The organism is Oryzobacter terrae (assembly GCF_042756445.1).
Taxonomy (GTDB): domain Bacteria; phylum Actinomycetota; class Actinomycetes; order Actinomycetales; family Dermatophilaceae; genus Oryzobacter; species Oryzobacter terrae.
This window is the reverse complement of the sequence record NZ_CP170578.1, coordinates 1145228-1170194: the sequence shown is the minus strand read 5'-3', so window position 1 is coordinate 1170194 and position 24967 is coordinate 1145228. Positions and strand designations below refer to the sequence as shown.

Here is a 24967-nt window from a genome sequence, read left to right as displayed (position 1 = left end):
CCCCTGACAGAATGACCGCATGTCCACCCCCACGTCCGACGCTCCCGCACGCCCGCGCATCCTGTCGGGGATGCAGCCGACGAGCGACTCGCTCCACCTCGGCAACTACCTGGGGGCCCTCGTCAACTGGGTCGGGCTGCAGCGCGACTTCGACACCTACTACTTCGTCGCCGACCTCCACGCCCTCACCGTCCCCACCGACCCCGAGGTGCTGCGGCGCCGGACCCGGATCACCGCCGCCCAGTTCATCGCCGGCGGCGTCGACCCCGAGACCTCGGCGGTGTTCTGCCAGAGCCACGTCCACCAGCACACCGAGCTCGCGTGGGTCCTCGCCTGCCAGACGGCCATGGGCGAGATGAACCGGATGACCCAGTTCAAGGACAAGACCGCCAAGGGGCACAACGCCAACGTCGGCCTCTTCACCTACCCGGTCCTCATGGCCGCCGACATCCTCATGTACGACGCGGCGTTCGTCCCCGTCGGCGAGGACCAGCGCCAGCACCTGGAGATCACCCGCGACCTCGCGGAGCGGGTCAACACCCGCTTCGGCGAGGTGCTGCGGGTGCCCGAGCCGTACATCGTCAAGGCGTCCGCGAAGATCATGGACCTCCAGGACCCCACCTCGAAGATGAGCAAGACGAGCTCCACCGAGAAGGGCATCCTCGAGATGATGGAGGACCCGTCGCGGCTGGCGAAGAAGCTGCGCTCGGCGGTCACCGACACCGGGTCCGAGGTCCGGTACGACGTCGAGGACAAGCCGGGGGTCTCGAACCTCCTCGTCATCCACTCGGTGCTCTCGGGGACGGCGATCGCCGACCTCGAGGCCGAGTTCGCGGGCCGCGGCTACGGCGACCTCAAGAAGGCGGTGGCCGACGTCGTCGTCGAGGCCGTCACGCCCTTCCGCGTGCGGATGACCGAGCTGCTCGACGACCCGGCCGAGCTCGACCGGATCCTCGCCCGTGGCGCAGAGCGGGCGAGGGTCGTCGCCGAGGCCACGACGGCCCGGGTCCGGGAGGCCGTCGGCCTGCTCCCCGCGGGCCGGTAGGGTCACCGGTCATGCCCGTCCACGGCGTCGCCGTCACCGTCCCCGAGCCCTGGGGGACCCAGCTCCAGGACGCCCGCGAGCAGTTCGGCGACCCGATGGCCTCGGCGATCCCGCCGCACGTCACCCTCCTGCCCCCGACGGTCGTCGAGGACGAGGTGCTGCCCGGCTTCCTCGAGCACCTCGCCTCGGTCACGGCGCGCGTCGAGCCGTTCGACATGGTCCTGTCCGGCACCGGCACCTTCCGCCCGGTCTCCCCGGTCGTCTTCGTCCAGGTCTCGCACGGCATCGCCGTCTGCGAGGAGCTCGAGGCCGCGGTGCGCTCGGGTCCCGTGGAGCGGCACCTCGAGTTCCCGTACCACCCGCACGTCACGGTGGCCCACCACCTCGACGAGCCGTCCCTCGACGGCGCGTTCGAGGGCCTCGCGGACTTCCGCTGCGCCTTCCGCGTCGAGGCCGTCGAGCTCTACCTCCACGACGACGACGGGGTCTGGCGGGTCCAGCGGTCCTTCCCCCTCGGGTCGGCTCCGGCCTGAGCCGATGGCCTCGCCTGCCGTGTCGGACATCCCCGCGTTCTGGGCCGTCGTGCCCGCGGGCGGGGCGGGGACGCGGCTCTGGCCGCTGAGCCGGGCCGCGCACCCGAAGTTCCTCCTCGACCTCACGGGCAGCGGGCGCACCCTGCTCCAGGCCACCGTCGACCGTCTCGAGCCGCTGACCGGTGACCGCGTCGTCGTCGTCACCGGGGCCGTCCACGCCGACGCCGTCCGCGACCAGCTGCCGGGGCTGCGGGCCGACCGGGTCGTCGCCGAGCCGTCGCCGCGCGACTCGATGGCGGCGATCGGCCTCGCGGCGGCGGTCGTCGAGCGCGAGGACCCCGACGCCGTCATCGGCTCCTTCGCCGCCGACCACGTCATCCCCGACGCCGAGGCGTTCCGGGAGGTCATCCGCGAGGCCGTCGAGGTGGCACGCGACGGCCACCTCGTGACGATCGGCATCGAGCCGACCTTCCCGGCGACCGGCTTCGGCTACATCCGGGCGGGAGCGCCGCTGGCCGGTGCGCCGACGGCCCTCCACGCCGTCGAGTTCGTCGAGAAGCCCGATGCCGCGCGGGCGCGTGAGTACATCGACTCCGGCGAGTTTCGCTGGAACGCGGGCATGTTCGTCGTGCGTGCGGCCACCCTCCTCGACCTGCTCGCGCGCTGGCACCCCGACCTCGCCGCCGGGCTGCGCGCCATCGCCGCCAACCGCAGCCGCCTCGACGAGGTCTGGCCGGGCCTGACCCGGATCGCCATCGACCACGCCGTGGCCGAGCCCGCGGCCGGCGCGGGGCACGTCGTCGTCGTGCCCGCGCCCTTCGGGTGGGACGACGTCGGCGACTTCGCCAGCCTGGCGACGCTCCTGCCCGGCGACGGTGCGGTGCGGGTGCTCGGCAACCCGGGCGACGTGACGACGGTCGACGCCGCCGGGGTCGTCGTCGCGGCCGGCGGGCGGCGGGTCGCGGTCGTGGGCCTCGACGACGTCGTCGTCGTCGACACCCCCGACGCCCTCCTCGTGACGACCCGGGCGCGCGCCCAGGACGTCAAGGCGGTCGTCGACCTCCTCACGGCGGAGGGCCGCACCGACCTCACCTAGGCCGCGCGCCGCAGCACGCGCCACGGGGAAGGGCGGGCGGGCGTCAGACGGCGTCGCGGTGACGGTAGGCCGCTCGGCCGGCCAGGACGAGGGCCGCCGCGACGGCCACGAGGACGACCGCGGGCAGCGGCTCGAACGCGCCGCCGGGAAGCTGCGACACGTGGGCGAAGGGCGACGCCTCGACGAGCCAGGACGGCAGGTCCATCGTCGGCCCGAGCTCTCCCACGACGAACGCGACGAGCAGCACGCCCCACGTCAGGGGGGCGAACCGCGGCACCGCACCGGAGAGCAGGGCCGCGACGCCCACGACGACCCACACGGCGGGGAGCGTCGCCAGGGACGCCCCGAGGACGGCTGCGAGGCCGGGGGCGGCCGGCGTGGCCGCGGGCCCCACGACGCCGACGACCGTGCCGAGCACCGCCATGAGGAACGCGGGCAGGACGAGGGCGACGAGCACGTGGGCACCGAACCACCGGGTCCGGCTCGTCGCGGTGGCGAGGACGAGCTCGCCGAGACCGCGGCGCTCGGCGCCGACGAGCCGCAGGACGAGGGCGATCCCGGCGGCGGCCACGGCGACCGCGACGAAGCGGACCTCGGTCGCGACGTAGACGTCCTCGACCGTGCCGGCGCTGCCGGCGAGCCGGTCGAGCATCTCGCGCACCGCGGCGTCGTCGGCGAGGTCGGCCACCGACCCGAGGAGCCCGCCGACGACGACACCGCCGAGGAGCATCCCCACGGTCCAGCCGGTCACCGTCCCGCGCGACTGCCGCGCCACGAGGCCGAGCGGCCCGGCCAGGAGACGGCCCCCACGCGCCGGTCCACCACGCGCCGGGATGACGCCGGCGCCCAGGTCGCGGCGGTCGAGGACGGCCACGGCGGCCGCCAGCCCGATGCCGAGCGCGGCCACCCCGAGCCCGAGGAGCCCGAGCCGGTCCGCGCCGTAGGCCTCGACCCGCCCGGCCCACCCGAGGGGGGAGAGCCACCCGAGCGCGTGGAGGGCGTCGCCCTCGGGAACCGAGTCGCCGACGGCCCGCAGGGCGTAGGCCACCCCGAGGGCGCCGAACCCGAGCCCGGCCGCGCCGCGCGTCGTCGAGGCCAGCTGGACGACGAGGGCCGCCATCCCGACGCTCGCGAACCCGGCGGTCACCCAGGCGACCCCGAACGCCAGCGAGCCGCGGCCGTCCATCCCGAGGCCCGCGAGCCCCGCGGCGGACAGCCCGCCGGCCAGGACGACGGCGCCGAGTGCGACGAGCACTGCGGCGGCCAGGGGCGCCCGGCGCCCCACGACACCCGCCCCGAGGAGCTCGAGGCGACCCTCGTCCTCCTCGGTTCGGGTGTGCCGCCGGACGACGACGAGGGCGAGGACGGCGGTGAGGAAGGCGCCCATCATCACGGTCTTGAACACGGCGAGTGCGTCGGCGGTCGGCGACGCGAGGGGGCCGTAGAGGGCGATGACGCCCGGGTTGGCGAGCACGCCGCCGAGCCCTGCGGTGGCCGAGGCGTCGTCGGGGTAGAGCGCCAGGGTGGCCTGCGCCGACCCGACCGACAGCAGGACCAGGCCGAGGACGCTGGCCGGGACGAGCACCCGGTCGCGGCGCAGGGCGAGGCGGAGCAGCTCGCCGGTGCCGGTGAGGCCGAGGTCCGGAGCCGCCGCACGGGCGGCGGGCGACGCGTGGAGCGGGGCGCCGGCGGTGGTCACGCGGGCTGCGCCTCCCTCGTGTCGTAGCGCGAGAGGAAGAGCTCCTCGAGGGTCGGCGGCTGGCAGGTGAGGGCGGTGACCCCGCGCGAGCCGAGGGCCGCGACGAGGTCTCCGAGGTGCGCGGCCTCGACCGAGCAGGTGAGGGTGTCGTCCTCGACGACGACGTCGTGGGTCCCCGCCCACGAGGCGACCTCGGCGGAGGAGGGGGCGTCCCGGAGCGTCGCCCGCACCCGGCTGCGGGTGAGGTGGCGCAGGTCGTCGAGGCTGCCGGTGTCGACGACGCGCCCGGCCCGCACGATGCTCACCCGGTCGCAGGCCCGCTCGACCTCGCTGAGGATGTGGCTCGACAGCAGGACGGTGCGACCGTCGGCCCGCGCCGCCGCGAGCTCCGACTGGAACACCTGCTCCATGAGGGGGTCCAGTCCCGAGGTCGGCTCGTCGAGGACGAGGAGGGGGACGTCGCTCGCGAGCGCGGCGACGAGGGCGACCTTCTGCCGGTTGCCCTTGGAGTACGCGCGGCCGCGGGTGCGCTCGTCGAGCGCGAACGCCTCGACGAGACGACGGCGGCGCGCCTCGTCGAGCCCGCCGCGCAGTCGCCCGAGGAGGTCGACGACCTCCCCACCGGTGAGGCTCGGCCAGAGCACGACGTCCCCCGGGACGTAGGCGAGCCGGCGGTGCAGCTCGGTGGCCTCGTGCCAGGGGTCCCCGCCGAGGACGGTGGCCTCTCCGGAGTCGGCGCGCAGCAGGCCGAGGAGGACGCGGATCGTCGTGGACTTGCCGGACCCGTTGGGGCCGAGGAACCCGTGGACCTCGCCCGCGCTGACGGTGAGGTCGAGCCCGTCGAGGGCTCTCGTGCGGCCGAAGGTCTTGACGAGGTCGCGGACCCGGATGACGTCGGTCATGACCATCACGCTACGCCTGATTCAGAAGTTTGTGAATGTTGTAATGTTGAGGGATGACCACGACCGCCGAGGGTGCTGCCGGGCCGTCGCAGCCAGGCGAGGAGCGGCGGGCCGAGGTCGTCGAGCACCTCGGCGGGGCGCTCGCCGAAGCCGGCCTCGCCCGGCTCCCGGCCCGGGTCTTCGCCGCGCTCATGGCCACCGAGGACGGCCGGCTCACCGCGGCGGAGCTGGCTCGCGAGCTGGAGGTGAGCCCCGCGGGCGTCTCGGGCGCCGTGCGGTACCTGACGAACGTGCGGATGATCCGCCGCGAGCGCGAGCGGGGTTCGCGGCGCGACGTGTTCGTCGTCCTCGACGACGCCTGGCACGACGTCCTCATGCAGAAGGACCAGATCTACACCCCCATCCTCACGGCGCTCGTCGAGGCCCGGGTGGAGCTCGGGGCCGGCACGCGCGCGGGGGAGCGGATGCAGCTGTCGGTGGAGTTCCTCGAGTTCGTCCGGCGCGAGATGGACGACATGGCCCGCCGGTGGGACGACCACCGGGCCGCGCGCCCCGCGACCGACGGAAGGCCGGGGGTCGCGACACCGGGCACCGCGACACCGGGCGCCGCGACACCCGGCGCCGCGTCCTCGTGACCGTCAGCGGCACGACCACCGCCGCGAGTAGACTCGGCCGCCTGATGAACGACGATGCCCTCCTCGCTGCCCTCGGCGAGCGCATCTCCCACCTCGCAGCCGAGCTCATCGACGTCCGCCGTGACCTCCATGCCCACCCCGAGCTGTCCCGTGAGGAGACGCGCACGACCGAGGTCGTGGCCCACCGACTCGACGCCGCGGGCGTCCGCGTCCGCCTCCTGCCCGGGACGGGTCTGCTCGCCGAGGTCGGCGCACCCGACCCGACGCACCGCGTGGCGCTGCGCGCCGACATGGACGCGCTGCCGGTCCGGGAGCGCACCGGACTCGACTACGCCTCGACCACCCCCGGCGTCTGCCACGCCTGCGGCCACGACCTCCACGTCACGGCGCTGCTCGGCGCGATGATCGCGCTCAAGGACTGCGAGGCCGCCCTCGTCCAGCGCGGCGTCGCGGTTCGCGGCATCTTCCAGGCCGCCGAGGAGATCATGCCCGGCGGGGCGCTCGAGGCCATCACCGCCGGGGCGCTCGACGGGGTCGACGAGGTCTTCGCCGTCCACTGCGACCCCACGCTCGACGTCGGCGAGGTCGGGCTGCGCGAGGGTCCCCTCACCGCGGCCTGCGACCAGGTCGCCGTCTCGCTCCACGGCCGGGGCGGGCACACCTCGCGGCCGCAGCTCACCGAGGACCTCACCTACGCGCTCGCCAAGGTCGTCACCGACGTCCCCGCCGCCCTTTCGCGCCGGCTCGACCCCCGCACCGGGACCGCCCTCGTGTGGGGCACGATCAGCGCCGGCCGCGCCCCCAACGTCATCCCGTCGACCGGCGAGTGCCGCGGCACGCTGCGGATGCTCGACGCGCAGGCCTGGCTGACCGTCGGCCCGCTGCTCGAGGAGATCGTCCACGCCGTCGTCCAGCCCTACGGCGTCCAGGCCAAGGTCGAGCGGGTCAAGGGCGTGCCCCCGGTCGTCAACACCGCGGCCGGCATCGAGGCCTTCCGGCTCGCCTCGCTCGCGAGCGGCATGCACCCGGTACCCACCACCCAGTCCCTCGGGGGCGAGGACTTCTCGTGGTACCTCGCGCACACCGACGGCGCGATGGCGCGGCTCGGCACCCGCACCCACGGTGGCCCGACCTTCGACCTGCACCAGGGCGACCTCGTCGTCGACGAGGGGGCGATCGCCCTCGGCGCCCGGCTCCTCGCCTCCGTCGCGGTGCTGCGCCGCCGCGCCGCCGGCCCGGTCGACGACACCGCCCTGGAGGCGACATGAGCACCGAGTCCGCTGCGACGTCCTCGGCGCCCTCGACGTCCTCGACGCCCGAGGTCGACTGGGACGCCCTCCACGCCGAGGCCGTCCGGATGACGACTCTCGCCTACGCCCCGTACAGCGGGTTCCCGGTCGGCGTCGCCGGCCTCGTCGACGACGGCCGCATCGTGTCGGGGTGCAACGTCGAGAACGCCGGGTACGGGGTCACCCTGTGCGCCGAGTGCGGGATGGTCTCCGAGCTGCACAAGACCGGAGGCGGCCGGCTCGTCGCCGTCGCCTGCGTCGACAAGAACGGCACGACGCTCATGGCCTGTGGCCGGTGCCGACAGCTCCTCTGGGAGAACGGAACTCCCGAGACGCTCGTCCAGACGCCCGAGGGTGTCCTGACCCTGCGCGAGGTGCTGCCGCAGGCGTTCGGCCGCGAGACCCTCGATGCCGTCTCCCCGGTCCGTCCCTGACGCCGGATCCGACCGCCGGGCGCGCAGGGGGAGGTGACACCGCACCCCCGGGCACTGCCATGATGGCGGGATGAGCGAAGCCTTCGATGCCGTCGACGTCATCACCCACAAGCGCGACCGCCGCGAGCTCTCCGACGACGAGATCCGCTGGGTCATCGACGCCTACACGCGCGGGGTCGTCGCCGACGAGCAGATGAGCGCGCTCGCCATGGCCGTCCTCCTCAACGGGATGAACCGCCGCGAGATCTCCACGTGGACCGCCGCGATGATCGCCAGCGGCGAGCGGATGGACTTCTCCTCGCTCTCGCGCCCCACGGCCGACAAGCACTCCACCGGCGGCGTGGGCGACAAGATCACCCTCCCGCTCGCCCCCCTCGTCGCCGTCTTCGACGTCGCCGTTCCCCAGCTGAGCGGTCGCGGGCTCGGCCACACCGGCGGCACCCTCGACAAGCTCGAGTCGGTCGCCGGCTGGCAGGCGTCGATCACCAACGAGGCGATGATGCGCCAGCTCGAGGACGTCGGCGCCGTCATCTGCGCCGCGGGCTCGGGCCTGGCCCCGGCCGACAAGAAGCTCTACGCGCTGCGCGACGTCACCGGCACGGTCGAGGCCATCCCGCTCATCGCGAGCTCGATCATGAGCAAGAAGATCGCCGAGGGCACCGGCGCGCTCGTCCTCGACGTCAAGGTCGGCAGCGGCGCCTTCATGAAGACCCGCGCGGACGCCACCGAGCTCGCCCGCACGATGGTCGACCTCGGCACCGACGCCGGCGTCAACACCGTCGCCCTGCTCACCGACATGGCCACGCCGCTCGGCCTCACCGCGGGCAACGCCCTCGAGGTCCGCGAGTCGGTCGAGGTCCTCGCCGGCGGTGGCCCGGCCGACGTCGTCGAGCTGACCGTCCGCCTCGCCGAGGAGATGCTCGAGGCCGCCGGTCGGGGTGGCCAGGACGTGGCCGCGGCGCTGGAGGACGGCCGCGCGATGGACGCCTGGCGCCGGATGATCGCCGCCCAGGGTGGCGACCCCGACGCACCTCTGCCGACCGCGGCCCACACCGAGCAGGTGCGGGCGACCTCGAGCGGCGTCCTGTCGACCCTCGACGCCTTCGCGGTCGGTGTCGCCGCGTGGCGCCTGGGCGCCGGTCGGGCCCGCAAGGAGGACCCGGTCCAGGCCGGCGCGGGGATCGAGATCCACGCCAAGCCCGGCGACACCGTTCGCGAGGGCGACGTCATGCTCACCCTGCACACCGACACCCCCGACCGCTTCGAGCGGGCCCTCGCCGCCCTCGACGGCGGCATCGAGGTCGCCCCCGAGGGCACGACCGTCGACCGCACCCCCATCGTCATCGACAGGATCGCCTGATGCCCGCCGTCCCCGCCACCGTCGTCGCCCGCGCGCCCAAGGCGCTGCTCCACGACCACCTCGACGGCGGGCTCCGGCCCGCTACGGTCGTCGAGCTGGCCGAGGCCTCCGGGTACTCCGACCTCCCCACGACCGACGTCGACGCGCTGGGCGCGTGGTTTCGTGACGCCGCCGACTCCGGCTCGCTCGAGCGCTACCTCGAGACGTTCTCGCACACGGTCGCGGTCATGCAGACCGAGGAGCAGCTGACCCGTGTCGCGCGCGAGTGCGCCCTCGACCTCGCGGCCGACGGCGTCGTCTACGCCGAGTCGCGCTTCGCCCCCGAGCTGCACATCGAGGGCGGGCTCGACCTCGAGCGCGTCGTCGAGGCCGTCCTCGCCGGCTTCCGCGAGGGCGAGCAGGAGGCCGCCGCGGCCGGCACGCCGATCCGGGTGCGGACCCTGCTGACCGCCATGCGTCACGCCGCCCGCAGCCGCGAGATCGCCGAGCTCTCCGTGGCCTACCGCGACCGGGGCGTCGGCGGCTTCGACATCGCGGGCGCCGAGGCCGGCTTCCCTCCCACCCGCCACCTCGACGCCTTCGAGTACCTCCGCCGCGAGAACGCGCACTTCACGATCCACGCCGGCGAGGGGTTCGGCCTGCCCTCGATCTGGGAGGCCATCCAGTGGTGCGGCGCCGACCGCCTCGGGCACGGCGTGCGGATCGTCGACGACATCTCGGTGCCGGCCGAGGGCGGCGACCCGGTCCTGGGGCTGCTGTCCGCCTATGTCCGCGACACCCGCATCCCCCTCGAGATGTGCCCGAGCTCGAACATCCAGACCGGTGCCGCGGCCTCGGTCGCCGAGCACCCCATCACCATGCTCAAGGACCTGCGCTTCCGCGTCACGGTCAACACCGACAACCGCCTCATGAGCGGGACGTCGATGAGCCGCGAGATGCAGCTGCTCGTCGACGAGGCGGGGTGGACCATCGAGGACCTGCGCTGGGCGACCATCAACGCGATGAAGTCGGCGTTCCTGCCGTTCGACGAGCGGCTCGAGATCATCGACCACGTCGTCAAGCCCGGCTACGCGGCGCTGGGCGCCCACGCCTGACCCGACCCGGTCAGGGGCGGGGGAGCAGCGGGTCGGCGGGGAGGACGCGCGCCCGCAGCCGCTCCTCGCGCCCCAGCCGCTCGAGGTCGCGCCGCCGGCGCTCCGCGACGACCGCCGCGAGGACGACCTCGGGGTGGTGCCCCTGCGGGGGCGCCGGGCTGACGTGCGGCAGGACCGCGCGCAGCAGGTCGGTGCCGAGGCGCTGCCTCGACTCCGGTGACAACGACGGTGCGCGGGAGAGGAACTGGCGCACCGCGACCGTCAGCCCCGAGGGCAGGGAGGCGATGTCGGCGCCGGTGACCCAGGGGTACAGGACCGGGTGGACCACCGGGGGAGCGGTGAGCCGCAGCGCTGCCCGCTGGGTCACGACGACGGTCCCGGCGGCCATGTCGCCGAGCCGCTTCGCGCGGGGATGGATCATCGAGGTGATGAGCGCCGGGGCCCCCAGCAGGAGGTAGATCTCGACGTACGCGACGAGCGCCCGCACGATCGCGTGCCGACCGCGGATGGGCCCGCCGTCGTCGCGGACCGCCCGCAGCCCGAGCGCCATCTTCCCCAGGGTGCGCCCGCGGGTGAACGTCTCGAGGGTCGCCGGGACGCCGACGATGACGAGGGTGCTCCAGGCGATGCCGACGATGCCCACCATCGCCTCGCTCGCCTCGCCCAACGCCATCCCGAAGGCGAAGAAGCCGCCGACGAGCAGGGCCAGGGCCAGGATGACGTCGATGGCGGCCGACGCCATCCGGGCCGCGACGCTGGCGGTGGGCACCTCGACGGCGACGCCCTCGCCGGTGACGAGGTCGTCGCCCGCGTAGCTGCGGTAGCCCCCGTGGTCGCTCACGCGGCGAGCCTAACCCGCCGTGCCGCACCGGGACCGAGGGTCCGGCAGCACCCATGACGTCGGGTTACGCTCGCCCCGTGGACCTCGACGCCTACCTCACGGTGCACCAGCCGCAGTGGCGTCGCCTCGAGGAGCTGTCCTCGCGCCGCCGGCTCACCGGGGCCGAGGCCGACGAGCTGCTCGACCTCTACCAGCGGGTCAGCACCCACCTGTCGGTCGTGCGGTCCGCCAGCCCCGACCCGTCGGTCGTCTCGTACCTGTCCTCGCTCCTCGCCCGGGCCCGGGTCGCCTCGGCCGGGGCCCGCAGCTCGACGTGGTCGGACCTCCTCGGCTTCTTCACCCGCACCTTCCCCGCCGCCCTCTACCGGACCCGCTGGTGGTGGGGCACGACCGCCGTCCTCAGCGTGGTCTTCGCGGCGCTCGTCGCGTGGTGGGGCGTCAACCACCCGGAGGTCTGGGAGTCGCGGATGACCCCGGCCGAGATCGACGCCTATGTCGGCACCGACTTCGAGAACTACTACTCCGAGTTCGACCACGAGGAGTTCGGGACCCTCGTGTGGCTCAACAACGCCCGCGTCGCGGCGCTGTGCATCGCCCTCGGGGTCCTCGGGCTGCCGGTGCTGTGGATCCTCGGCTCGAACGTCGTCAACGTCGGGGTCGCCGCGGCCCTGATGATCTTCCACGACCGCGGGCAGCTGTTCTTCGGGCTCATCCTCCCGCACGGTCTCCTCGAGCTCACCGCGGTGTTCGTCGCCGCGGGAATCGGGTTGCGGCTGTTCTGGTCGTGGATCGAACCGGGTCCACGAAGCCGGCTCGAGTCCTTCGCGGCCGAGGGCCGCACGGCCATCGCGGTCTCGCTGGGCCTGGTCGCCGTGCTGCTCGTCAGCGGCTTCATCGAGGGGTTCGTCACGCCCTCGGGCCTGCCGACGTGGGCGCGCATCGCCATCGGCATCGTCGCCGAGTCGCTCTTCCTCGCCTACGTGTTCGTCGTCGGCCGGTCCGCGGTCCGCGACGGCGTCACGGGCGACGTCCTCGGCAGCGACGCCGGTGAGACCGCTCCGGCCACCGCCGCCTGAGGCGTCCCGCCGGCCGATCGGCGACGAAGGATGGTTCGTCGCCCCTTCTCCACCCGAATCAGGGGCCTCGAGGCATCCTTCGGCACGGCCCTCGTCAGAGGAGGCCCTGGCGCTTGAGCATGAGGTAGTGGTCGGCCAGCCGCACGGGCAGCAGGTCGGGGGAGGCGTCGATGACGTCGACGCCCAGCTGCTCGAGGGCCGAGGCCGTGCGGCGGCGCAGCGCCACGGTCCGCTCGGCCGCCGCCGCGTCGTAGACCGCGCTCGTCGACGACCGGTCGGTGCGCATCGCCTCGACGGCGGGGTCGGAGACCGAGGCGACGACGACGCGGTGGTGGGCGACGAGCGGCGGCAGGACGGGGAGCAGCCCCTCCTCGATCGCGGACGACTCCAGCGCGGTGAGGAGGACGACGAGCGCCCGGTGCGTGCCGAGCCGGACGACCTCGGTCGCCAGGGCCGACCAGTCGGCCTCGACGAGCCGCGCCTCGACGGGGGCCAGGGTGCTGATGGTGTCGTGGAGCAGCCCGGCGCGGTCCGAGCCGGAGATCCGCGCGTGGACCGTCCGGTCGCCGGCGAGGACCTGGACGCGGTCGCGGGCGTGGCCGGCGAGCGCGGTGAGGAGGAGGGCGGCGTCCATCGCGGCGTCCAGGCGCGGGGCGTCGCCGATCCGGCCGGCGCTCGTGCGCGAGGTGTCGAGGACGATGACGACCCGGCGGTGCTGCTCAGGCTGCCAGGTGCGCACGACGAGGTGCTGGCGCCGGGCCGTGGCCCGCCAGTCGATGGAGCGCACGTCATCGCCGTCGACGTAGTCGCGCAGGCTGTCGAACTCGGTGCCCTGGCCGCGGATGCGCACGGCGGCGCGGCCGTCGAGCTGGCGCAGGACGGCGAGCCGGCTCGGGAGGTGCTTGCGGGCCGGGAAGGCGTGCAGGGCGCGGAACGAGCCCGGCACCTCGACCGACCGCTGGCGCGAGGCGAGCCCGAGCGGGCCGTCGAGGCGCAGCGTCACGCGGTCGGCGTGGCGGTCGCCGCGGCGCGTGGGCGAGAAGTGCGTCGTCAGGCGGACCCGCTCGTGCGGCGGGACCGCGACCCGGTGCACGGCGTCACGCGCTCCCGCCGACGGCGCCCACGCGTCCCGGAGCAGCCCGCGGACCCCGCGACCGGAGGTGTTGGTGACCCACAGGGTGCTCGTCGTCTGCTCGCCCAGGCGCACCTGGGTGGACGCACCCCGCGACAGGCGCAGCACCCTCGGCGACGGCGCCAGCGCCAGGTCGAGGCCGACGAGGAGGACGACGACGAGCAGCCACCAGCGCACCGTCGAGCCCTGCGGCCACAGCGCGACCGGCACCAGCCCGAGGAGGGCCAGTGCGACGGCGCGCCAGGTGATCGCCATCAGCGGGGGACGGGCACCGAGCCGAGCGCGCTGTCGAGGACCGACCCGACGCCGACGCCCTCGAGCTCGGCCTCGGGACGCAGCGACAGGCGGTGCGCCAGGGTCGCGTGGGCCAGGGCCTTGACGTCGTCGGGCGTCACGTACGTGCGACCGGACAGCCAGGCCCAGGCGCGCGCCGTGTTCATCAGCGCCGTCGCGCCCCGGGGGGAGACCCCGAGGGCGAGGGACGGCGAGGTCCGGGTGGCCCGCGCGATGTCGACGACGTACCCGGCGACCTCGTCGGACACCGCGACGGCCTGCACGGCGGCGGCCCCGGCCTCGAGGTCGGCGGCCCCGGCGACGGGACGGATGCCGGCCGCGGCGAGGTTGCGCGGGTCGAAGCCCGTGGCGTGGCGGCGCAGCACCTGCACCTCGTCCTCGCGCGGGGGCAGCGGCAGGACCACCTTGAGGAGGAAGCGGTCGAGCTGCGCCTCGGGCAGCGGGTAGGTGCCCTCGTACTCGACCGGGTTCTGGGTCGCGGCGACCATGAACGGCGAGGGCAACGCGTGCGGGTGGCCGTCGACGGAGACCTGCCGCTCCTCCATCGCCTCGAGCAGGGCTGACTGGGTCTTCGGGGGCGTCCGGTTGATCTCGTCGGCGAGGAGCAGGTTGGTGAACACCGGTCCCTGTCGGAAGCTGAAGTCGCTGGCCCGGGCGTCGAAGACCAGGGACCCGGTGAGGTCGCCGGGCATGAGGTCGGGGGTGAACTGCACGCGCTTGGTGCCGATGTCGAGGGCCGCCGCGATGCTGCGCACGAGCAGCGTCTTGGCGACGCCGGGCACGCCCTCGAGGAGGATGTGGCCCCGGCAGAGGAGCGCGACGAGGAGCCCGGCGACGGCGGCGTCCTGGCCGACGACGGCCTTGGCGACCTCGGCCCGCACGGCGAGGAGGGCGGCGCGGGCGCTCTCGGCCGAACCGGGGGCCTGCGTCGGGACGGCCCCGGCGGGCGCGGGGGCCGCTGAGGTCGTGGGATCCGCTGCGGCGGACGGGTGCTCGGTCATGGGTGTCGAACCCTCTCCTCGAGGTCGGTGAGCTGCTGGGCGAGCTGGATCAGGGCGGAGTCGTCGACGGGGTCCGGTCCGAACAGGATGCCGGACACCTCGGGCGACGGCACCCCGCTGGCGGCCGAGACCGCGTGGGCGAGGGCGACGTCTCCGGCCGCCGGCGGGACGGCGAGGCGACGGGCGAGGCGGTGGCGGGTGGCCAGGCGCAGGACGGTGGCGGTCCGGGGGCGGTCGCCCGCGCGCCGGTAGAGCCGTCCGCGCGACTGCGTGGTCTCGGCCGCCCGGACGACGACGGGCAGCGGCTCGCGCACGAGCCGGCCGAGACGGCGCCCGCGCACGAGGGCGAGGAGGACGAGCGCGGCGGCGAGGAGGACGAGGGCGGGGGTCGTCCACACCGGCCAGACGTCGGCGCGCCCGCTGCCCGGCCCGCTCTCCCCGGGTCCGGGTGCGGTGAGGTCGCCGGAGCCGGGCACGTACCAGACGAGGCGAGGCGTCGAGCCGAGGACGCGGAGCGCGAGGCCGGCGTTGCTCTGCGACGCGACGGTCTCGTTGACCCACGACGAGCCGAAGCCGACGAGGACCGTCGCCGGTGCCTCGCCGTCGGCCGGGAGGTCGAGGAGGGCGACACCCGAGCCGTCGGGGTCGTCCTCGCCGTCGGGGCCGGGGAGCGGGAAGCACCCGGTGGGGTCGCCGGCGGCGCCGAGGGGAAGGAAGCGCCGCTCGGTGGGCCCGACCTCGTCGTCGTCGCGCGCCAGCGGGGAGTCGCACCGCGCCGGGAGCGCGTCGGTGCCGCCGGGGTAGGACTCCGCCCCGACACCGAGCTCGGCGAGCAGCTCGGAGGACGGGCCGACGAGGACGAGGCGCCGCACGCCGACCGAGGCCTCCCGCAGCCGGGCGCCCGCTCCGGGGCCCAGGTTGCTCGGATCCGCGACGAGCACGGTGGTCGAGCCGTCGGGCGCCGCGTCCTCGAGGCCGCCGATGGAGCGGGTGACGTCGACCTCGACCCCCTGGTCGCGCAGCACCTCGGCGAGGGCGCGGGCCCCCTCGGGCCCGGTCCCGTCGGGGTCGAGGGGCGCGGTCGGGCGCTGGGCCGACAGGGCGAGGACGGAGAGGAGGACGATGCCGAGGCCGACGACGAGCGCGTACGTCCCGGTGCGGCGGGTGAGCAGCCGGCGCCGGCCCCGGGGCGTGGGCGTCCCGGAGGGGGAGGCCTCGACGTCCGGCTCGACGGCGGGCGCCGACCGCGGCGCGTCCGGTCCCGGCTCGGCCCCGGGACTCACGAGCGTGCTCACGGCGTCACGACCACGGCGGCGTCGGGCAGCTCGGGCAGGACGGGTCGGGTGGTCGCCAGCTCGTCGTCGAGGTCGACGACGGCCCGCGCCGTCGCCTCGCTCGCGGTGCGGCGGCCGTAGCGCACGGCGTCGAAGGTGTCGGCGGCCGACGCGAGGCGCCCGGCGTGGGCCGGGAACACCGGGCCGAGCTGGAGGGCCACCTCGTGGGCGGTGCGGCCGGGGAGGTCGTCGAGCAGGGTGCGCTCGACCGCGGCCCGGGCCAGGGCGCGGTAGCCCTCGAGGACGGCGGCCTCGTGGTCTCCGGACGCCAGCGCGGCCCGGGCGTCGGCACGGTGCTCGTCGGCCGTGCGGGTGGGGCCGTCGAGGACGCCGCCGCGCGGGCCGCGCGTCATCCTCCGCTCGGCGCGCAGCGACCGCGCGAGGACGAGCCCGACGACGAGGAGCCCGACGAGGGCGGCGACCCAGATCGACCACGGCGGGAGCGACCCGCCACCGGGAGCGGCCCCGAGGACCTCGCGCAGCCAGTCCCACAGACGCTCGAGGAGGCCCTTCTGCTCGTGGTACATCGCGCGCCGCAGCTCGTCCTCGAGCCACTGCCGCGCCTCGGGCGAGGTCGGGTCGAGCGGGGGGTCGGCGCGCACCGCGTCAGCGGGCCCGGGCGGCGCTCGGCCACGGCGCCGGGCCGCCCTGCTGCGACGCGTGGATGAGCTGGACGTCCAGGCCCTCGCGACGGATCCGCGCGTCGACGGTGAGGAGGGCGTCGACGCCGGCGGTGAACGGGGTGGTGAGCGCGCCCGCGATGAGGCTCGCGATCCCGGTGAGGATCGCCTGCCACATGAACAGCTGCTCCTCGGCCCCGGCCGCGAGGACGAGGACCACCCCGCCGAGGGCGATGGGGAAGGTGATGATCTGGCCCGCGAACCCCACGACGAGCGCCGTGAGGAAGCGGATGCCGAGCAGTCGCCAGAAGCCGCGGCCGGAGGTCAGCCGCCACGAGCGGGCGAACGCCGAGAACACGCCGCGGTTCTCGAGCACGATGACCGCCGTCGTGAAGCCCAGCCGGACCCAGAGGAAGACGTAGAGCAGGACCGCCAGGAGCGTGCCGAGGAGGGTGACGACGAGCGCGACCGCGTCGAAGCCGTCGGCCTGCACGAAGAGGGCGACGCCCGGACCGACGAGGGCCGCGAGGACGACGACGAGCGCCACGAGCGTCACGAGCGTCGCTCCGAGCAGGGCGGGAAGGCGACGCTTCGTGCCGTCCCACGTCTCGCCGATGCCGACCTTGCGCCCGAGGACGGCCTGGCCGATGACGTAGGAGAGGAAGCCGGTGAGCGCGATCGTCGACAGGAACGAGCCGAGCGCCGGGACGTACTGCGCGAAGAGGCCGACGCCGACCTCGGTGGACTCGAAGCTGCCGCTCTCGAGGCTGCCGAGCCACCCGCCGAGGGCGGTCGTCGGGACGAGGCAGGCGAGCGAGGTGACGACGGCGAGCCCGATCGTCGCCGCCACGTTGCCGCGCACGGCCTTCGTCACCGCCGAGTAGATGTCACCGAGCGTCAGGGGCCGCAGCGGGATGATGCCCGGCCGGAACTCGAGCCCGGCGACGTACGGCGACCCGGGCAGCGCTCCCGCCGCGGGCCCGCCGGGGGGCCCGCTCGCGGGCCCGCCGGGCGGGTACGGCACGGACGACCCGGGTGGCGCGCTGGACCCGGGCGGCGGGGAGCCGGGGAAGGGCGGAGGTGGCGGCGGAGGGCCCGAGGGAGCGGGACCGGGCGGCGTGGATCCCGGTGCGACCCACTGTTGGTCACTCATGACGCACCCCCTCCTGACACCACGGCGCCACCCTAACCGACACACCTGCGCGGCGAGACGGCCTCGGTCCTTCCCAGGGACGTCGTCCGGTGGGAGGCTCTGCCCCATGTCTTCGCGGGCGGGGGATCTGCTGGGGGTGGCACCGGGCCTGCCGACGCACGAGGTGTTCGTCGCGCTGGGGGTCCTGGCGGCCGGCCTCGTGTTCGTCGTCGAGGCGCGGCGCCGCGGGCACACCGACGAGCGGCTCGTGTGGGTCGTCACCGGTGCCCTCCTCGGCGGTGCGGTCCTCATGCGGATGGGGACCTGGCTCCAGCACGTCGACCTGCGCGCCAACGCCGGGGTCGTCGAGCAGTGGGCCTTCGGCAACCGCTCGGTCCTGGGCGGCCTCGTCGGGGCGTGGCTCGGGGTCCACGTCGCCAAGCGCCTCGTCGGCTACCGGCTGCGCACCGGTGACCTCTTCGCACCCGCCGTCGCCCTGGGGATGGCGGTCGGGCGGGTGGGGTGCCTGCTCACCGAGCGGCCCGGCACGCCCACCGGAACGGCGTTCGGGATCACGCTCGACCCCGCGACCGCCGGGCGGCTCGGCGCCCCGGCCGGGGTCCCGCTGCACCCCTCGTTCCTCTACGAGGTCGCCTTCCACCTCGCCGCGTTCGTCGCGCTGTGGGTCTGGCTGCGGCACCGTGCGCTGCCGCCGGGCACGACCTTCGTCCTCTACGTCGCCGCCTACGGGGTGTTCCGCTTCCTCGTCGAGCTCGTCCGCGGCAACGAGGTGGTCTGGCACGGGCTGACCCGCCCCCAGCTGTTCCTCGCCGTGACGGTGCCCCTGGTCGTCCTGCGGGCGGTCGTCCTCCTGCGGCGGTCCCGCGCGGCGTCGGCGACGCGGCTCGACGCAGCCGGAGCCCCGGGCCCGGCCACGCGACCCGAGGAGGTCTCGGCATGAGCGGCAAGCCGCTGCGGGGCGACCGCATCCACCGCTACGTCGTCGCCTTCTGCCCGCGCTGCCACGACGAGGTCCCCGACCGCCCCCTCGAGGACGTCCGGCGGCTCTCGGGGTGGCTCGTCGTGCGCGACGACCGGGTCTGGCTCGAGCGGGGCTGCCCCGACCACGGTCTCGTCCGGACGCTCTACGACGAGTCGCCCGAGATCCTGTCCTACCTCGAGGAGTGGACGGCGCCGACCAAGCAGCACGAGCCCGACGTGCGCGGCAACTGGCTGCCCGTGCCGGCGGCGTACGCCCACGGCCTGCCGGAGATGCAGACCCAGCACACGTGCATCCTCCTCGAGGACGTCACCGACCACTGCAACCTGCGCTGCCCCACCTGCTTCGCCGAGTCATCGCCGGCGCTCGCCGCCGTGGCTCCCTTGGAGCAGGTGCTCGCCTCGGTCGACACCCGCCTGTCCCGGGAGGACGGCCGCCTCGACGTCGTCATGCTCAGCGGTGGGGAGCCGACCCTCTACCCGCACCTCGCCGAGCTCCTCGATGCCCTCGTGGCGCGTCCCGTCGTGCGGATCCTGGTGAACACCAACGGCATCCGCCTCGCCACCGATGACGCTCTGCTCGCGCTCCTGGCCCGGCACCGCGAGCGGGTCGAGGTCTACCTCCAGTACGACGGCCTGAGCGCCGACGCCTCCCGCCACCACCGAGGCGCGGACCTGCGACGGCAGAAGGATCTCGCCGTCGAACGGCTCTCCGGCGCAGGCGTCTTCACCACCCTGACGATGACGGTGGCGCTCGGGGTGAACGACGAGGAGATCGGCGCGGTCATCAAGCGCGGGCTCGACACGCCCTACGTCGGTGGGGTCACCATCCAGCCGGTGTTCGGGTCGGGACGCTCGGGCGCCATCGACCCGCTCGACCGGCTCACCCACACCGGCGTCCTCGCGCGGCTCGAGGGCCAGACCGGCGGGCAGGTGACGTGGCGCGACCTCACCGCCCTGCCGTGCTCGCACCCGCACTGCTGCTCGGTGGGCTACCTCCTGCGCGACGACGGCGGCACGTGGCGCTCGCTCACCTCCCTCGTCGGCCACGAGCGGCTCAAGGAGCTGCTCGACCTCCACCCCGACCTCGTCGCGAACCGGATCGCCGACGACGCCATCCCGGCGACGATGCGCACCGTCGTCAAGGACTCGCTCATGGGCCTGCTCTCCGAGCAGTCCTCCCTGTCCCACCCCGACGTCGGCCGGCTGTGGCGCGACGTCTGCGAGAGCTGCGACCTCGGCATCGGGACGCTGCGGACGCTCTCCGCCTCCGCGCTGCCCGGTCAGCGGCGCCGGCTGCGAGCCATGCTCGGCGAGCGCGTGCTGCGCGTGACCGTCAAGCCCTTCATGGACATGTCGACGATGGTGGAGGAGCGGCTGCTCCAGTGCTGCGTGCACGTCGCGACCGTCGAGGAGGGCACCGCCGCCCACCAGTGCGCCCCGTTCTGCGCCGTGCAGGCATGGGCGCCGCTGTCCCGCACCCGGATCTCGACCGCCACCGGTGGTCGCCCCACCCTGGAGGTGTCGTCACCGTGACCGCTGCCGCCCCATCCACCCCCACGACGGCGCCGCCCCAGCCGTTCGACCCCCTGCGGCTGTGCATCTTCGCCACCGTCGCCCTCATCTCCTGGGTCGCCGGCCCGTTCGCCGTCCTCGCCTTCGCCGCGCTGGGCTTCGCGGGCTACTGGCGGGCGCGCCGGGCCGGGCTCGAGCGCTCGAAGTGCGTGCTGCGCGACACCCGACTCGTCCTGGCCTACCTCGGGCTGCTCGCCCTCGCCGGCGCGGCCGGCGCCGTCCTCACCACCCTGGAGGTGCTCGGTGTCCGCTGACCAGCCACCCCCGGGGCCACCGCCCCCGCAGGGCCCGCCGCCGCAGGGGCCGCCGCCGCAGGGCCCGTGGCCGGTCAACCCCTACGGCGAGCCCTCGGCGCCGCGCCGGTACCACTGGGCGCTGGTCCTCGTGGGGCTCGTCATCGGGTTCGTCCTGTGGGTGGTCGTCAGCTTCGCCGCGATCATCTCCACCGGGTTCGGGGAGTCCTCCGCGGGCGCGTCCGAGTCGGTGGCGGTCGTCTTCCTCGTCGCCCTGTTCGGCGGGGCGGTCGGCCTCATCGTGTGGCGGCGGTCCCGCGAGCTCGGGCAGGGCATCATCCTCGGCATCGCGATCGGGATGGTGGTCGGCGCCGGGCTGTGCGCGCCGCTCCTGCTGGGGGGCTGAGGGCCCGGCCGTTCAGTCGCGCAGCGCCGACTCGACTGCCGCGGGCCGGGCGGGGACGGCGCCGAGGTCGGTCTGCCGGCGCACGATCCCCGGCTCGTCGCGCATGAGGGACAGGCCCCGGCGGAGGAGGACGAGCGGTGGCTTGCGGAGCTCCTTGAGGTCGCGCAGGAGGCGCCGGACGAAGGTCACCGGTGGTGCGTGGTGGATGCACCACGCGCTGTGCAGCACGCCGCACGCGCGCAGGCGGTCGACGACCTCGGCGGCGAAGATGCCCTCGGCGAGGACGAGGTCGTACGGTCCCGCGACGACCTCGCGCGTGCCCACCGCGCGGCTGCGCGAGATGTCGTAGACCGGCGTCGGGGTGGACCCGGTGTCGACGAGGGCGCACAGCGCGGCGACGGCGCGCTCGCCGTCCCAGCTGTCGGGGTGGTCCCAGTCGACGATGCCGAGCTCGGCCTGCCGCGGCATCGCCGGGTCGTCCTCGTCACGGTAGAAGTCGTCGAGCCGGAAGATGGGCCAGCCGTGCTCGGCGTGCAGCCGCGCCGCGAGGCGGGACTTCCCCGACCCGCTGGGCCCGGCGAGGACGACGACCCGGCGTCGGTCGGTCTCCCTCGCCTGCTCGTCCACGGGTGACGAGTCTAGGGGGACCGGGACGGGCGCCCGACCGGGGTCGGCGCCCGTCGTGCCGGCCCGTGGTCAGCGGCTAGCGGCCCTTGGGGTGCCAGACGGTCTTGGTCTCGAGGAACGCCGACAGGCGGCGCAGGTCGGGCACCGGCTCGAAGTCGGGCTCGACGGCCGCGACGCCGGTGCCGCCCGGTCGCACGACGCGCTTGAGGTTCTCGGCGGCGGCGAGCTCGAGGTCGCCCCACACGACGCCCTCGGCGTCCGCGGCACCGGTGAGGTCGATGGCGTTGACGTCGCGGTGGCTCGCGAGCCACGGCGCGACCTCGGCGGTGCGGCCCGTGATGATGTTGACGACGCCGCCCGGGACGTCGGACGTCGCGAGGCACTCGGCGAGGGTGACCGCCGGCAGCGGGCGCTCCTCGCTCGTGAGGACGACGACGGTGTTGCCCGAGACGACGACCGGCGCGACGACCGAGACCAGCCCGAGCAGGCTCGAGCCCTGCGGCGCCAGCACCGCGACGACGCCGGTGGCCTCGGGGGCGGAGATGTCGAAGTACGGCCCGGCGACCGGGTTGAGGCCCCCCAGCACCTGGGTGAACTTGTCGGACCAGCCCGCGTACCAGACCCACCGGTCGATGGCGGCGGAGACGACGGCCTCGGCCCGCGCGGGGGTCAGGCCCTCGCTGTCGCGGACGTCCTGGACGAGCTGCGCGCGGCGCCCCTCCATCACCTCGGCGACCCGGTAGAGGACCTGGCCGCGGTTGTACGCCGTGGCGCCGGCCCACCCCGGCTGGGCCTTGCGGGCGGCGACGACGGCGTCACGCGCGTCCTTGCGCGACCCCATCGACGCGTTGGCGAGGAAGCGCGGGGCCGCGGCGGCCCGGCGGCCCCCGCTCGGCGCGGCGAAGACCTCGTACGAGCGGCCGCTCTCGGAGCGGGGGAACTTCCCGCCGATGTAGAGCTTGTACGTCTTGCGGACGTCGACGCGCGCGCTCACTTGGCACCTCCGGCGGTGGTGACGTAGGCCTCGAGGCCGTGGCGACCGCCCTCGCGGCCGTAGCCCGACTCCTTGTAGCCGCCGAACGGCGAGGTCGGGTCGAACTTGTTGAACGTGTTGGCCCACACGACGCCGGCCTTGAGCTGGTCGGCCATCCAGAGGATGCGGCTGCCCTTCTCGGTCCAGATCCCCGCGGACAGGCCGTACGGGGTGTTGTTCGCCTTGGCGACGGCCTCGCCCGGGGTGCGGAAGGTCAGGACCGACACGACCGGCCCGAAGATCTCCTCCTGGGCGATGCGGTGCGACTGGCTGACCCCGCTGAACACGGTGGGGCGGAACCAGAACCCGGCGGTCGGCAGGTCGCAACCGCTGTCCCAGCGGGTCGCGCCCTCGGCCTCGCCGGCGTCGACGAGCGCCTCGATGCGCGAGAGCTGGGCGGCGCTGTTGATGGCGCCGACGTCGGTGTTCTTGTCCATCGGGTCGCCCACCCGCAGCGTCCCGAGCCGGCGCTGGAGACGGCGGAGCAGGTCGTCGGCGATGTTCTCCTGGACGAGGAGCCGGCTGCCGGCGCAGCACACGTGGCCCTGGTTGAAGAAGATGCCGTTGACGATGCCCTCGACGGCCTGGTCGATGGGGGCGTCGTCGAAGACGATGTTGGCGCCCTTGCCGCCGAGCTCGAGGGTGGCCTTCTTGCGCGTGCCGGCGATCGCGCGGGCGATCATCTTGCCGACGCCGGTCGAGCCGGTGAAGGCGAGCTTGTCGATGCCCGGGTGGTCGACGATGGCCTGACCCGTCGGCCCGGCGCCCGTGACGATGTTGACGACGCCCTGGGGGAGCTCGGCCTGCTGGCAGACCTCGGCGAAGAGCAGCGCCGTGAGCGGGGTGGTCTCGGCCGGCTTGAGGACGACGGTGTTGCCGCACGCGAGCGCCGGCGCGATCTTCCACGAGAGCATGAGCAGCGGGAAGTTCCACGGGATGACCTGGCCCACGACGCCGACCGAGCGCGGGTCGGGGCCGAGCGACGCGTGCTCGAGCTTGTCGGCCCAGCCCGCGTGGTAGAAGAAGTGCGCCGCCGCGAGGGGGACGTCGACGTCGCGGCTCTCCTTGATCGGCTTGCCGTTGTCGAGGGTCTCCAGGACGGCGAACTCGCGGGCGCGCTCCTGGAGGATGCGGGCGATCCGGTAGAGGTACTTGCCGCGGTCGGCGCCGCTCATCCGCGACCAGACGCGGGTGTGGGCGGTGCGGGCCGCGCGGACGGCCGCGTCGACGTCGGCGGCGCTCGCCTCGCTCACCTCGGCGAGGGACTCCTCGGTGGCGGGGTTGATCGTCTTGAACGGGGTGCCGCCGGTGGCCTCGACGAACTCGCCGCCGATGAACAGGCCGTAGCTGCTCGCGATGTCGACGACCGAGCGCGACTCGGGGGCCGGTGCGTACTCGAAGGGGGGCATCTGTGCGTCCTCGGGATCCGTGGGTGGGTCAGTAGCCGCTGGGGGCGTCGTCGGCGACGTAGTCGGGGCCGCTGTACGCGCCCGTCCTCGCCTTCTGGCGCTGGAGGATGAGGTCGTTGAGCAGGCTCGAGGCGCCGAAGCGGAACCACTCGTTGGTCAGCCACTCCTCGCCGGCGACCTCCGAGACCGTGACGAGGAACTTGATGGCGTCCTTGCTCGTGCGGATCCCGCCGGCCGGCTTGACGCCGACCATCTCGCCGGTGCTCTCGCGCCAGTCGCGGACGGCCTCGAGCATGACGAGCGTGACGGGCAGGGTCGCGGCCGGCGAGATCTTGCCGGTCGAGGTCTTGATGAAGTCGCCGCCGCCGAGCATCGACAGCCACGAGGCGCGGCGGACGTTGTCGTAGGTGACGAGCTCGCCGGTCTCCATGATGACCTTGAGCCGCGCGTCGCCGCAGGCGGCCTTGGTCTCGGCGATCTCGCGGAAGACGGTGAGGTAGTCGCCCGAGAGGAAGGCGCCGCGGTCGATGACCATGTCGATCTCGTCGGCCCCGGCGTCGACGGCGTCCTTGACGTCGGCGAGCTTGACGGCCCGGCTGGCCCGGCCGCTCGGGAAGGCGGTGGCGACGGCCGCGACCTTGACGCCGGAGTCGCCGAGCGCCTCCTTGGCGATGGTCACCATGTCGCCGTAGACGCACACCGCCGCGGGGCTCGGGGTCGTCAGGTCGGTGGGGTCGGGCACGACGGCGCGGGTCGCGAGGCCGCGCACCTTGCCGGGGGTGTCGGCGCCCTCGAGGGTCGTGAGGTCGATCATCGAGATCGCCGTGTCGATCGCCCAGGCCTTGCTCGTCGTCTTGATCGAGCGGGTGCCGAGGCCCGCGGCCCGGGCCTCGCAGCCCACCTGGTCCACGCCCGGCAGGCCGTGCAGCCAGGAGGTGAGGGCCTGGTTCGTCAGGCGGGAGACCCCGAGGAGGTCTCGGGCGCGGACCGTGGGGTCGACAGCCGTCTGGGTGCTCACCGCTCCACTCTAGGGGCGCGTCCGCGCGTTGGACACCGCCGGTGGGGCAGCACCCGACGACCGCGCCGAGCCCGACCTGTCAGGTCTCGCCCCGTACGCCCATCGCCCGAAAGGTCACGCGGGGTACGCCCGGGCGGGGCTCGGCCGTCC

At 74.6% G+C, this 24967-nt stretch carries 25 protein-coding genes; 13 read left to right on the top strand and 12 right to left on the bottom strand.

All coding sequences use genetic code 11. The features are described from left to right. Positions 1-19 precede the first annotated feature (19 nt). Genes trpS through ACFWN3_RS05435 form a run of 3 tightly spaced genes read left to right on the top strand, consistent with a single transcriptional unit; the run spans position 20 to position 2674 of the window. A complete protein-coding gene (gene trpS / locus ACFWN3_RS05445; protein WP_377644182.1) occupies positions 20-1045 on the top strand; it encodes a tryptophan--tRNA ligase in 1026 nt (341 codons plus the stop codon). An 11-nt stretch (positions 1046-1056) separates the two neighbouring features. After that, positions 1057-1578: a 2'-5' RNA ligase family protein gene (locus ACFWN3_RS05440; RefSeq protein WP_377644180.1), complete on the top strand. Its 522-nt coding sequence runs from the start codon at positions 1057-1059 to the stop codon at positions 1576-1578. A 4-nt stretch (positions 1579-1582) separates the two neighbouring features. Further along, positions 1583-2674 carry a mannose-1-phosphate guanylyltransferase gene (locus tag ACFWN3_RS05435; protein WP_377644178.1) on the top strand — a complete coding sequence of 364 codons (1092 nt, stop codon included), beginning with the start codon at positions 1583-1585 and terminating at the stop codon, positions 2672-2674. Between the two features lie 43 nt (positions 2675-2717). Here ACFWN3_RS05435 and ACFWN3_RS05430 read toward each other — a convergent pair whose 3' ends face one another. After that, positions 2718-4373 (bottom strand): ABC transporter permease, encoded by a 1656-nt coding sequence (locus ACFWN3_RS05430; RefSeq protein ID WP_377644176.1) that lies wholly within the window; start codon positions 4371-4373, stop codon positions 2718-2720. Next, positions 4370-5275, bottom strand: coding sequence for an ATP-binding cassette domain-containing protein (locus ACFWN3_RS05425; RefSeq protein ID WP_377644174.1), 906 nt, complete (start codon positions 5273-5275; stop codon positions 4370-4372). The genes ACFWN3_RS05430 and ACFWN3_RS05425 overlap by 4 nt, the downstream gene beginning before the upstream one ends. A 53-nt stretch (positions 5276-5328) precedes the next feature. Here ACFWN3_RS05425 and ACFWN3_RS05420 point away from each other — a divergent pair, with 53 nt between their 5' ends. The 5 genes from ACFWN3_RS05420 to ACFWN3_RS05400 all read left to right on the top strand — a co-directional run bounded on the left by ACFWN3_RS05420 (position 5329) and on the right by ACFWN3_RS05400 (position 10087). Further along, positions 5329-5910 (top strand): GbsR/MarR family transcriptional regulator, encoded by a 582-nt coding sequence (locus ACFWN3_RS05420; RefSeq protein WP_377644172.1) that lies wholly within the window; start codon positions 5329-5331, stop codon positions 5908-5910. Positions 5911-5954: 44 nt separating this feature from the next. After that, a complete protein-coding gene (locus ACFWN3_RS05415; RefSeq protein WP_377644170.1) occupies positions 5955-7178 on the top strand; it encodes an amidohydrolase in 1224 nt (407 codons plus the stop codon). Then, positions 7175-7633 carry a cytidine deaminase gene (locus ACFWN3_RS05410; RefSeq protein WP_377644168.1) on the top strand — a complete coding sequence of 153 codons (459 nt, stop codon included), beginning with the start codon at positions 7175-7177 and terminating at the stop codon, positions 7631-7633. The genes ACFWN3_RS05415 and ACFWN3_RS05410 overlap by 4 nt, the downstream gene beginning before the upstream one ends. Positions 7634-7703: 70 nt before the next feature. Next, positions 7704-8993 (top strand): thymidine phosphorylase, encoded by a 1290-nt coding sequence (locus ACFWN3_RS05405; protein ID WP_377644166.1) that lies wholly within the window; start codon positions 7704-7706, stop codon positions 8991-8993. Beyond that, on the top strand, positions 8993-10087 hold the full coding sequence (locus tag ACFWN3_RS05400) for an adenosine deaminase (protein ID WP_377644164.1): 1095 nt from the start codon (positions 8993-8995) through the stop codon (positions 10085-10087). Before ACFWN3_RS05405 ends, ACFWN3_RS05400 begins: the two co-directional genes overlap by 1 nt. A gap of 10 nt (positions 10088-10097) precedes the next feature. Here the strand turns inward: ACFWN3_RS05400 and ACFWN3_RS05395 are convergent, their stop codons facing one another. Next, positions 10098-10928 carry an RDD family protein gene (locus ACFWN3_RS05395; protein WP_377644162.1) on the bottom strand — a complete coding sequence of 277 codons (831 nt, stop codon included), beginning with the start codon at positions 10926-10928 and terminating at the stop codon, positions 10098-10100. A 77-nt stretch (positions 10929-11005) separates the two neighbouring features. On the opposite strand from ACFWN3_RS05395, the gene ACFWN3_RS05390 reads away from it, so the two are divergent. Beyond that, positions 11006-12004 (top strand): stage II sporulation protein M, encoded by a 999-nt coding sequence (locus ACFWN3_RS05390; protein WP_377644161.1) that lies wholly within the window; start codon positions 11006-11008, stop codon positions 12002-12004. 94 nt (positions 12005-12098) lie between these two features. On the opposite strand, the gene ACFWN3_RS05385 is transcribed toward ACFWN3_RS05390, so the two are convergent. Genes ACFWN3_RS05385 through ACFWN3_RS05365 form a run of 5 tightly spaced genes read right to left on the bottom strand, consistent with a single transcriptional unit; the run spans position 12099 to position 17409 of the window. Then, the gene (locus ACFWN3_RS05385; RefSeq protein WP_377644159.1) at positions 12099-13391 is read right to left on the bottom strand and encodes a DUF58 domain-containing protein; all 1293 of its coding nucleotides are present in this window, start codon (positions 13389-13391) and stop codon (positions 12099-12101) included. Beyond that, positions 13391-14431, bottom strand: coding sequence for an AAA family ATPase (locus tag ACFWN3_RS05380; RefSeq protein ID WP_377644157.1), 1041 nt, complete (start codon positions 14429-14431; stop codon positions 13391-13393). Before ACFWN3_RS05380 ends, ACFWN3_RS05385 begins: the two co-directional genes overlap by 1 nt. Beyond that, on the bottom strand, positions 14428-15726 hold the full coding sequence (locus ACFWN3_RS05375) for a DUF4350 domain-containing protein (protein ID WP_377644155.1): 1299 nt from the start codon (positions 15724-15726) through the stop codon (positions 14428-14430). The genes ACFWN3_RS05380 and ACFWN3_RS05375 overlap by 4 nt, the downstream gene beginning before the upstream one ends. Further along, positions 15723-16367 carry a DUF4129 domain-containing protein gene (locus ACFWN3_RS05370; protein WP_377644153.1) on the bottom strand — a complete coding sequence of 215 codons (645 nt, stop codon included), beginning with the start codon at positions 16365-16367 and terminating at the stop codon, positions 15723-15725. Before ACFWN3_RS05370 ends, ACFWN3_RS05375 begins: the two co-directional genes overlap by 4 nt. A 4-nt stretch (positions 16368-16371) precedes the next feature. Further along, entirely contained in the window at positions 16372-17409 is a 1038-nt protein-coding gene (locus ACFWN3_RS05365) for a hypothetical protein (protein WP_377644151.1), read from the bottom strand. Positions 17410-17644: 235 nt separating this feature from the next. On the opposite strand from ACFWN3_RS05365, the gene ACFWN3_RS05360 reads away from it, so the two are divergent. From ACFWN3_RS05360 to ACFWN3_RS05345, 4 genes are read left to right on the top strand one after another with little or no spacing between them, the layout of a single operon-like run. Then, complete coding sequence (locus tag ACFWN3_RS05360) at positions 17645-18478, top strand: prolipoprotein diacylglyceryl transferase (RefSeq protein ID WP_377644150.1); 834 nt, start codon at positions 17645-17647, stop codon at positions 18476-18478. After that, positions 18475-20052: a radical SAM protein gene (locus ACFWN3_RS05355; RefSeq protein WP_377644148.1), complete on the top strand. Its 1578-nt coding sequence runs from the start codon at positions 18475-18477 to the stop codon at positions 20050-20052. Before ACFWN3_RS05360 ends, ACFWN3_RS05355 begins: the two co-directional genes overlap by 4 nt. Next, positions 20049-20345 (top strand): hypothetical protein, encoded by a 297-nt coding sequence (locus ACFWN3_RS05350; protein WP_377644146.1) that lies wholly within the window; start codon positions 20049-20051, stop codon positions 20343-20345. The genes ACFWN3_RS05355 and ACFWN3_RS05350 overlap by 4 nt, the downstream gene beginning before the upstream one ends. Further along, positions 20335-20730, top strand: a complete 396-nt coding sequence (locus tag ACFWN3_RS05345; protein ID WP_377644145.1) for a hypothetical protein — start codon at positions 20335-20337, stop codon at positions 20728-20730. Before ACFWN3_RS05350 ends, ACFWN3_RS05345 begins: the two co-directional genes overlap by 11 nt. A 12-nt stretch (positions 20731-20742) precedes the next feature. Here ACFWN3_RS05345 and ACFWN3_RS05340 read toward each other — a convergent pair whose 3' ends face one another. The 4 genes from ACFWN3_RS05340 to deoC form a co-directional block, all read right to left on the bottom strand. Further along, positions 20743-21357, bottom strand: a complete 615-nt coding sequence (locus ACFWN3_RS05340; RefSeq protein WP_377644143.1) for a uridine kinase — start codon at positions 21355-21357, stop codon at positions 20743-20745. 76 nt (positions 21358-21433) lie between these two features. Beyond that, positions 21434-22351, bottom strand: a complete 918-nt coding sequence (locus ACFWN3_RS05335; protein ID WP_377644141.1) for an aldehyde dehydrogenase family protein — start codon at positions 22349-22351, stop codon at positions 21434-21436. Beyond that, the gene (locus ACFWN3_RS05330) at positions 22348-23799 is read right to left on the bottom strand and encodes an aldehyde dehydrogenase family protein (RefSeq protein WP_377644139.1); all 1452 of its coding nucleotides are present in this window, start codon (positions 23797-23799) and stop codon (positions 22348-22350) included. The genes ACFWN3_RS05335 and ACFWN3_RS05330 overlap by 4 nt, the downstream gene beginning before the upstream one ends. Positions 23800-23827: 28 nt before the next feature. Beyond that, positions 23828-24754 (bottom strand): deoxyribose-phosphate aldolase, encoded by a 927-nt coding sequence (deoC, locus tag ACFWN3_RS05325; protein ID WP_377645533.1) that lies wholly within the window; start codon positions 24752-24754, stop codon positions 23828-23830. Positions 24755-24967 lie beyond the last annotated feature (213 nt).

Coding starts and splice junctions, on each gene's coding strand:
- trpS (WP_377644182.1), top strand. CDS start 20: ATGTCCACCCCCACGTCCGACGCTCCCGCACGCCCGCGCATCCTGTCG.
- ACFWN3_RS05440 (WP_377644180.1), top strand. CDS start 1,057: ATGCCCGTCCACGGCGTCGCCGTCACCGTCCCCGAGCCCTGGGGGACC.
- ACFWN3_RS05435 (WP_377644178.1), top strand. CDS start 1,583: ATGGCCTCGCCTGCCGTGTCGGACATCCCCGCGTTCTGGGCCGTCGTG.
- ACFWN3_RS05425 (WP_377644174.1), bottom strand. CDS start 5,275: ATGACCGACGTCATCCGGGTCCGCGACCTCGTCAAGACCTTCGGCCGC.
- ACFWN3_RS05420 (WP_377644172.1), top strand. CDS start 5,329: ATGACCACGACCGCCGAGGGTGCTGCCGGGCCGTCGCAGCCAGGCGAG.
- ACFWN3_RS05415 (WP_377644170.1), top strand. CDS start 5,955: ATGAACGACGATGCCCTCCTCGCTGCCCTCGGCGAGCGCATCTCCCAC.
- ACFWN3_RS05410 (WP_377644168.1), top strand. CDS start 7,175: ATGAGCACCGAGTCCGCTGCGACGTCCTCGGCGCCCTCGACGTCCTCG.
- ACFWN3_RS05405 (WP_377644166.1), top strand. CDS start 7,704: ATGAGCGAAGCCTTCGATGCCGTCGACGTCATCACCCACAAGCGCGAC.
- ACFWN3_RS05400 (WP_377644164.1), top strand. CDS start 8,993: ATGCCCGCCGTCCCCGCCACCGTCGTCGCCCGCGCGCCCAAGGCGCTG.
- ACFWN3_RS05385 (WP_377644159.1), bottom strand. CDS start 13,391: ATGGCGATCACCTGGCGCGCCGTCGCACTGGCCCTCCTCGGGCTGGTG.
- ACFWN3_RS05380 (WP_377644157.1), bottom strand. CDS start 14,431: ATGACCGAGCACCCGTCCGCCGCAGCGGATCCCACGACCTCAGCGGCC.
- ACFWN3_RS05360 (WP_377644150.1), top strand. CDS start 17,645: ATGTCTTCGCGGGCGGGGGATCTGCTGGGGGTGGCACCGGGCCTGCCG.
- ACFWN3_RS05355 (WP_377644148.1), top strand. CDS start 18,475: ATGAGCGGCAAGCCGCTGCGGGGCGACCGCATCCACCGCTACGTCGTC.
- ACFWN3_RS05330 (WP_377644139.1), bottom strand. CDS start 23,799: ATGCCCCCCTTCGAGTACGCACCGGCCCCCGAGTCGCGCTCGGTCGTC.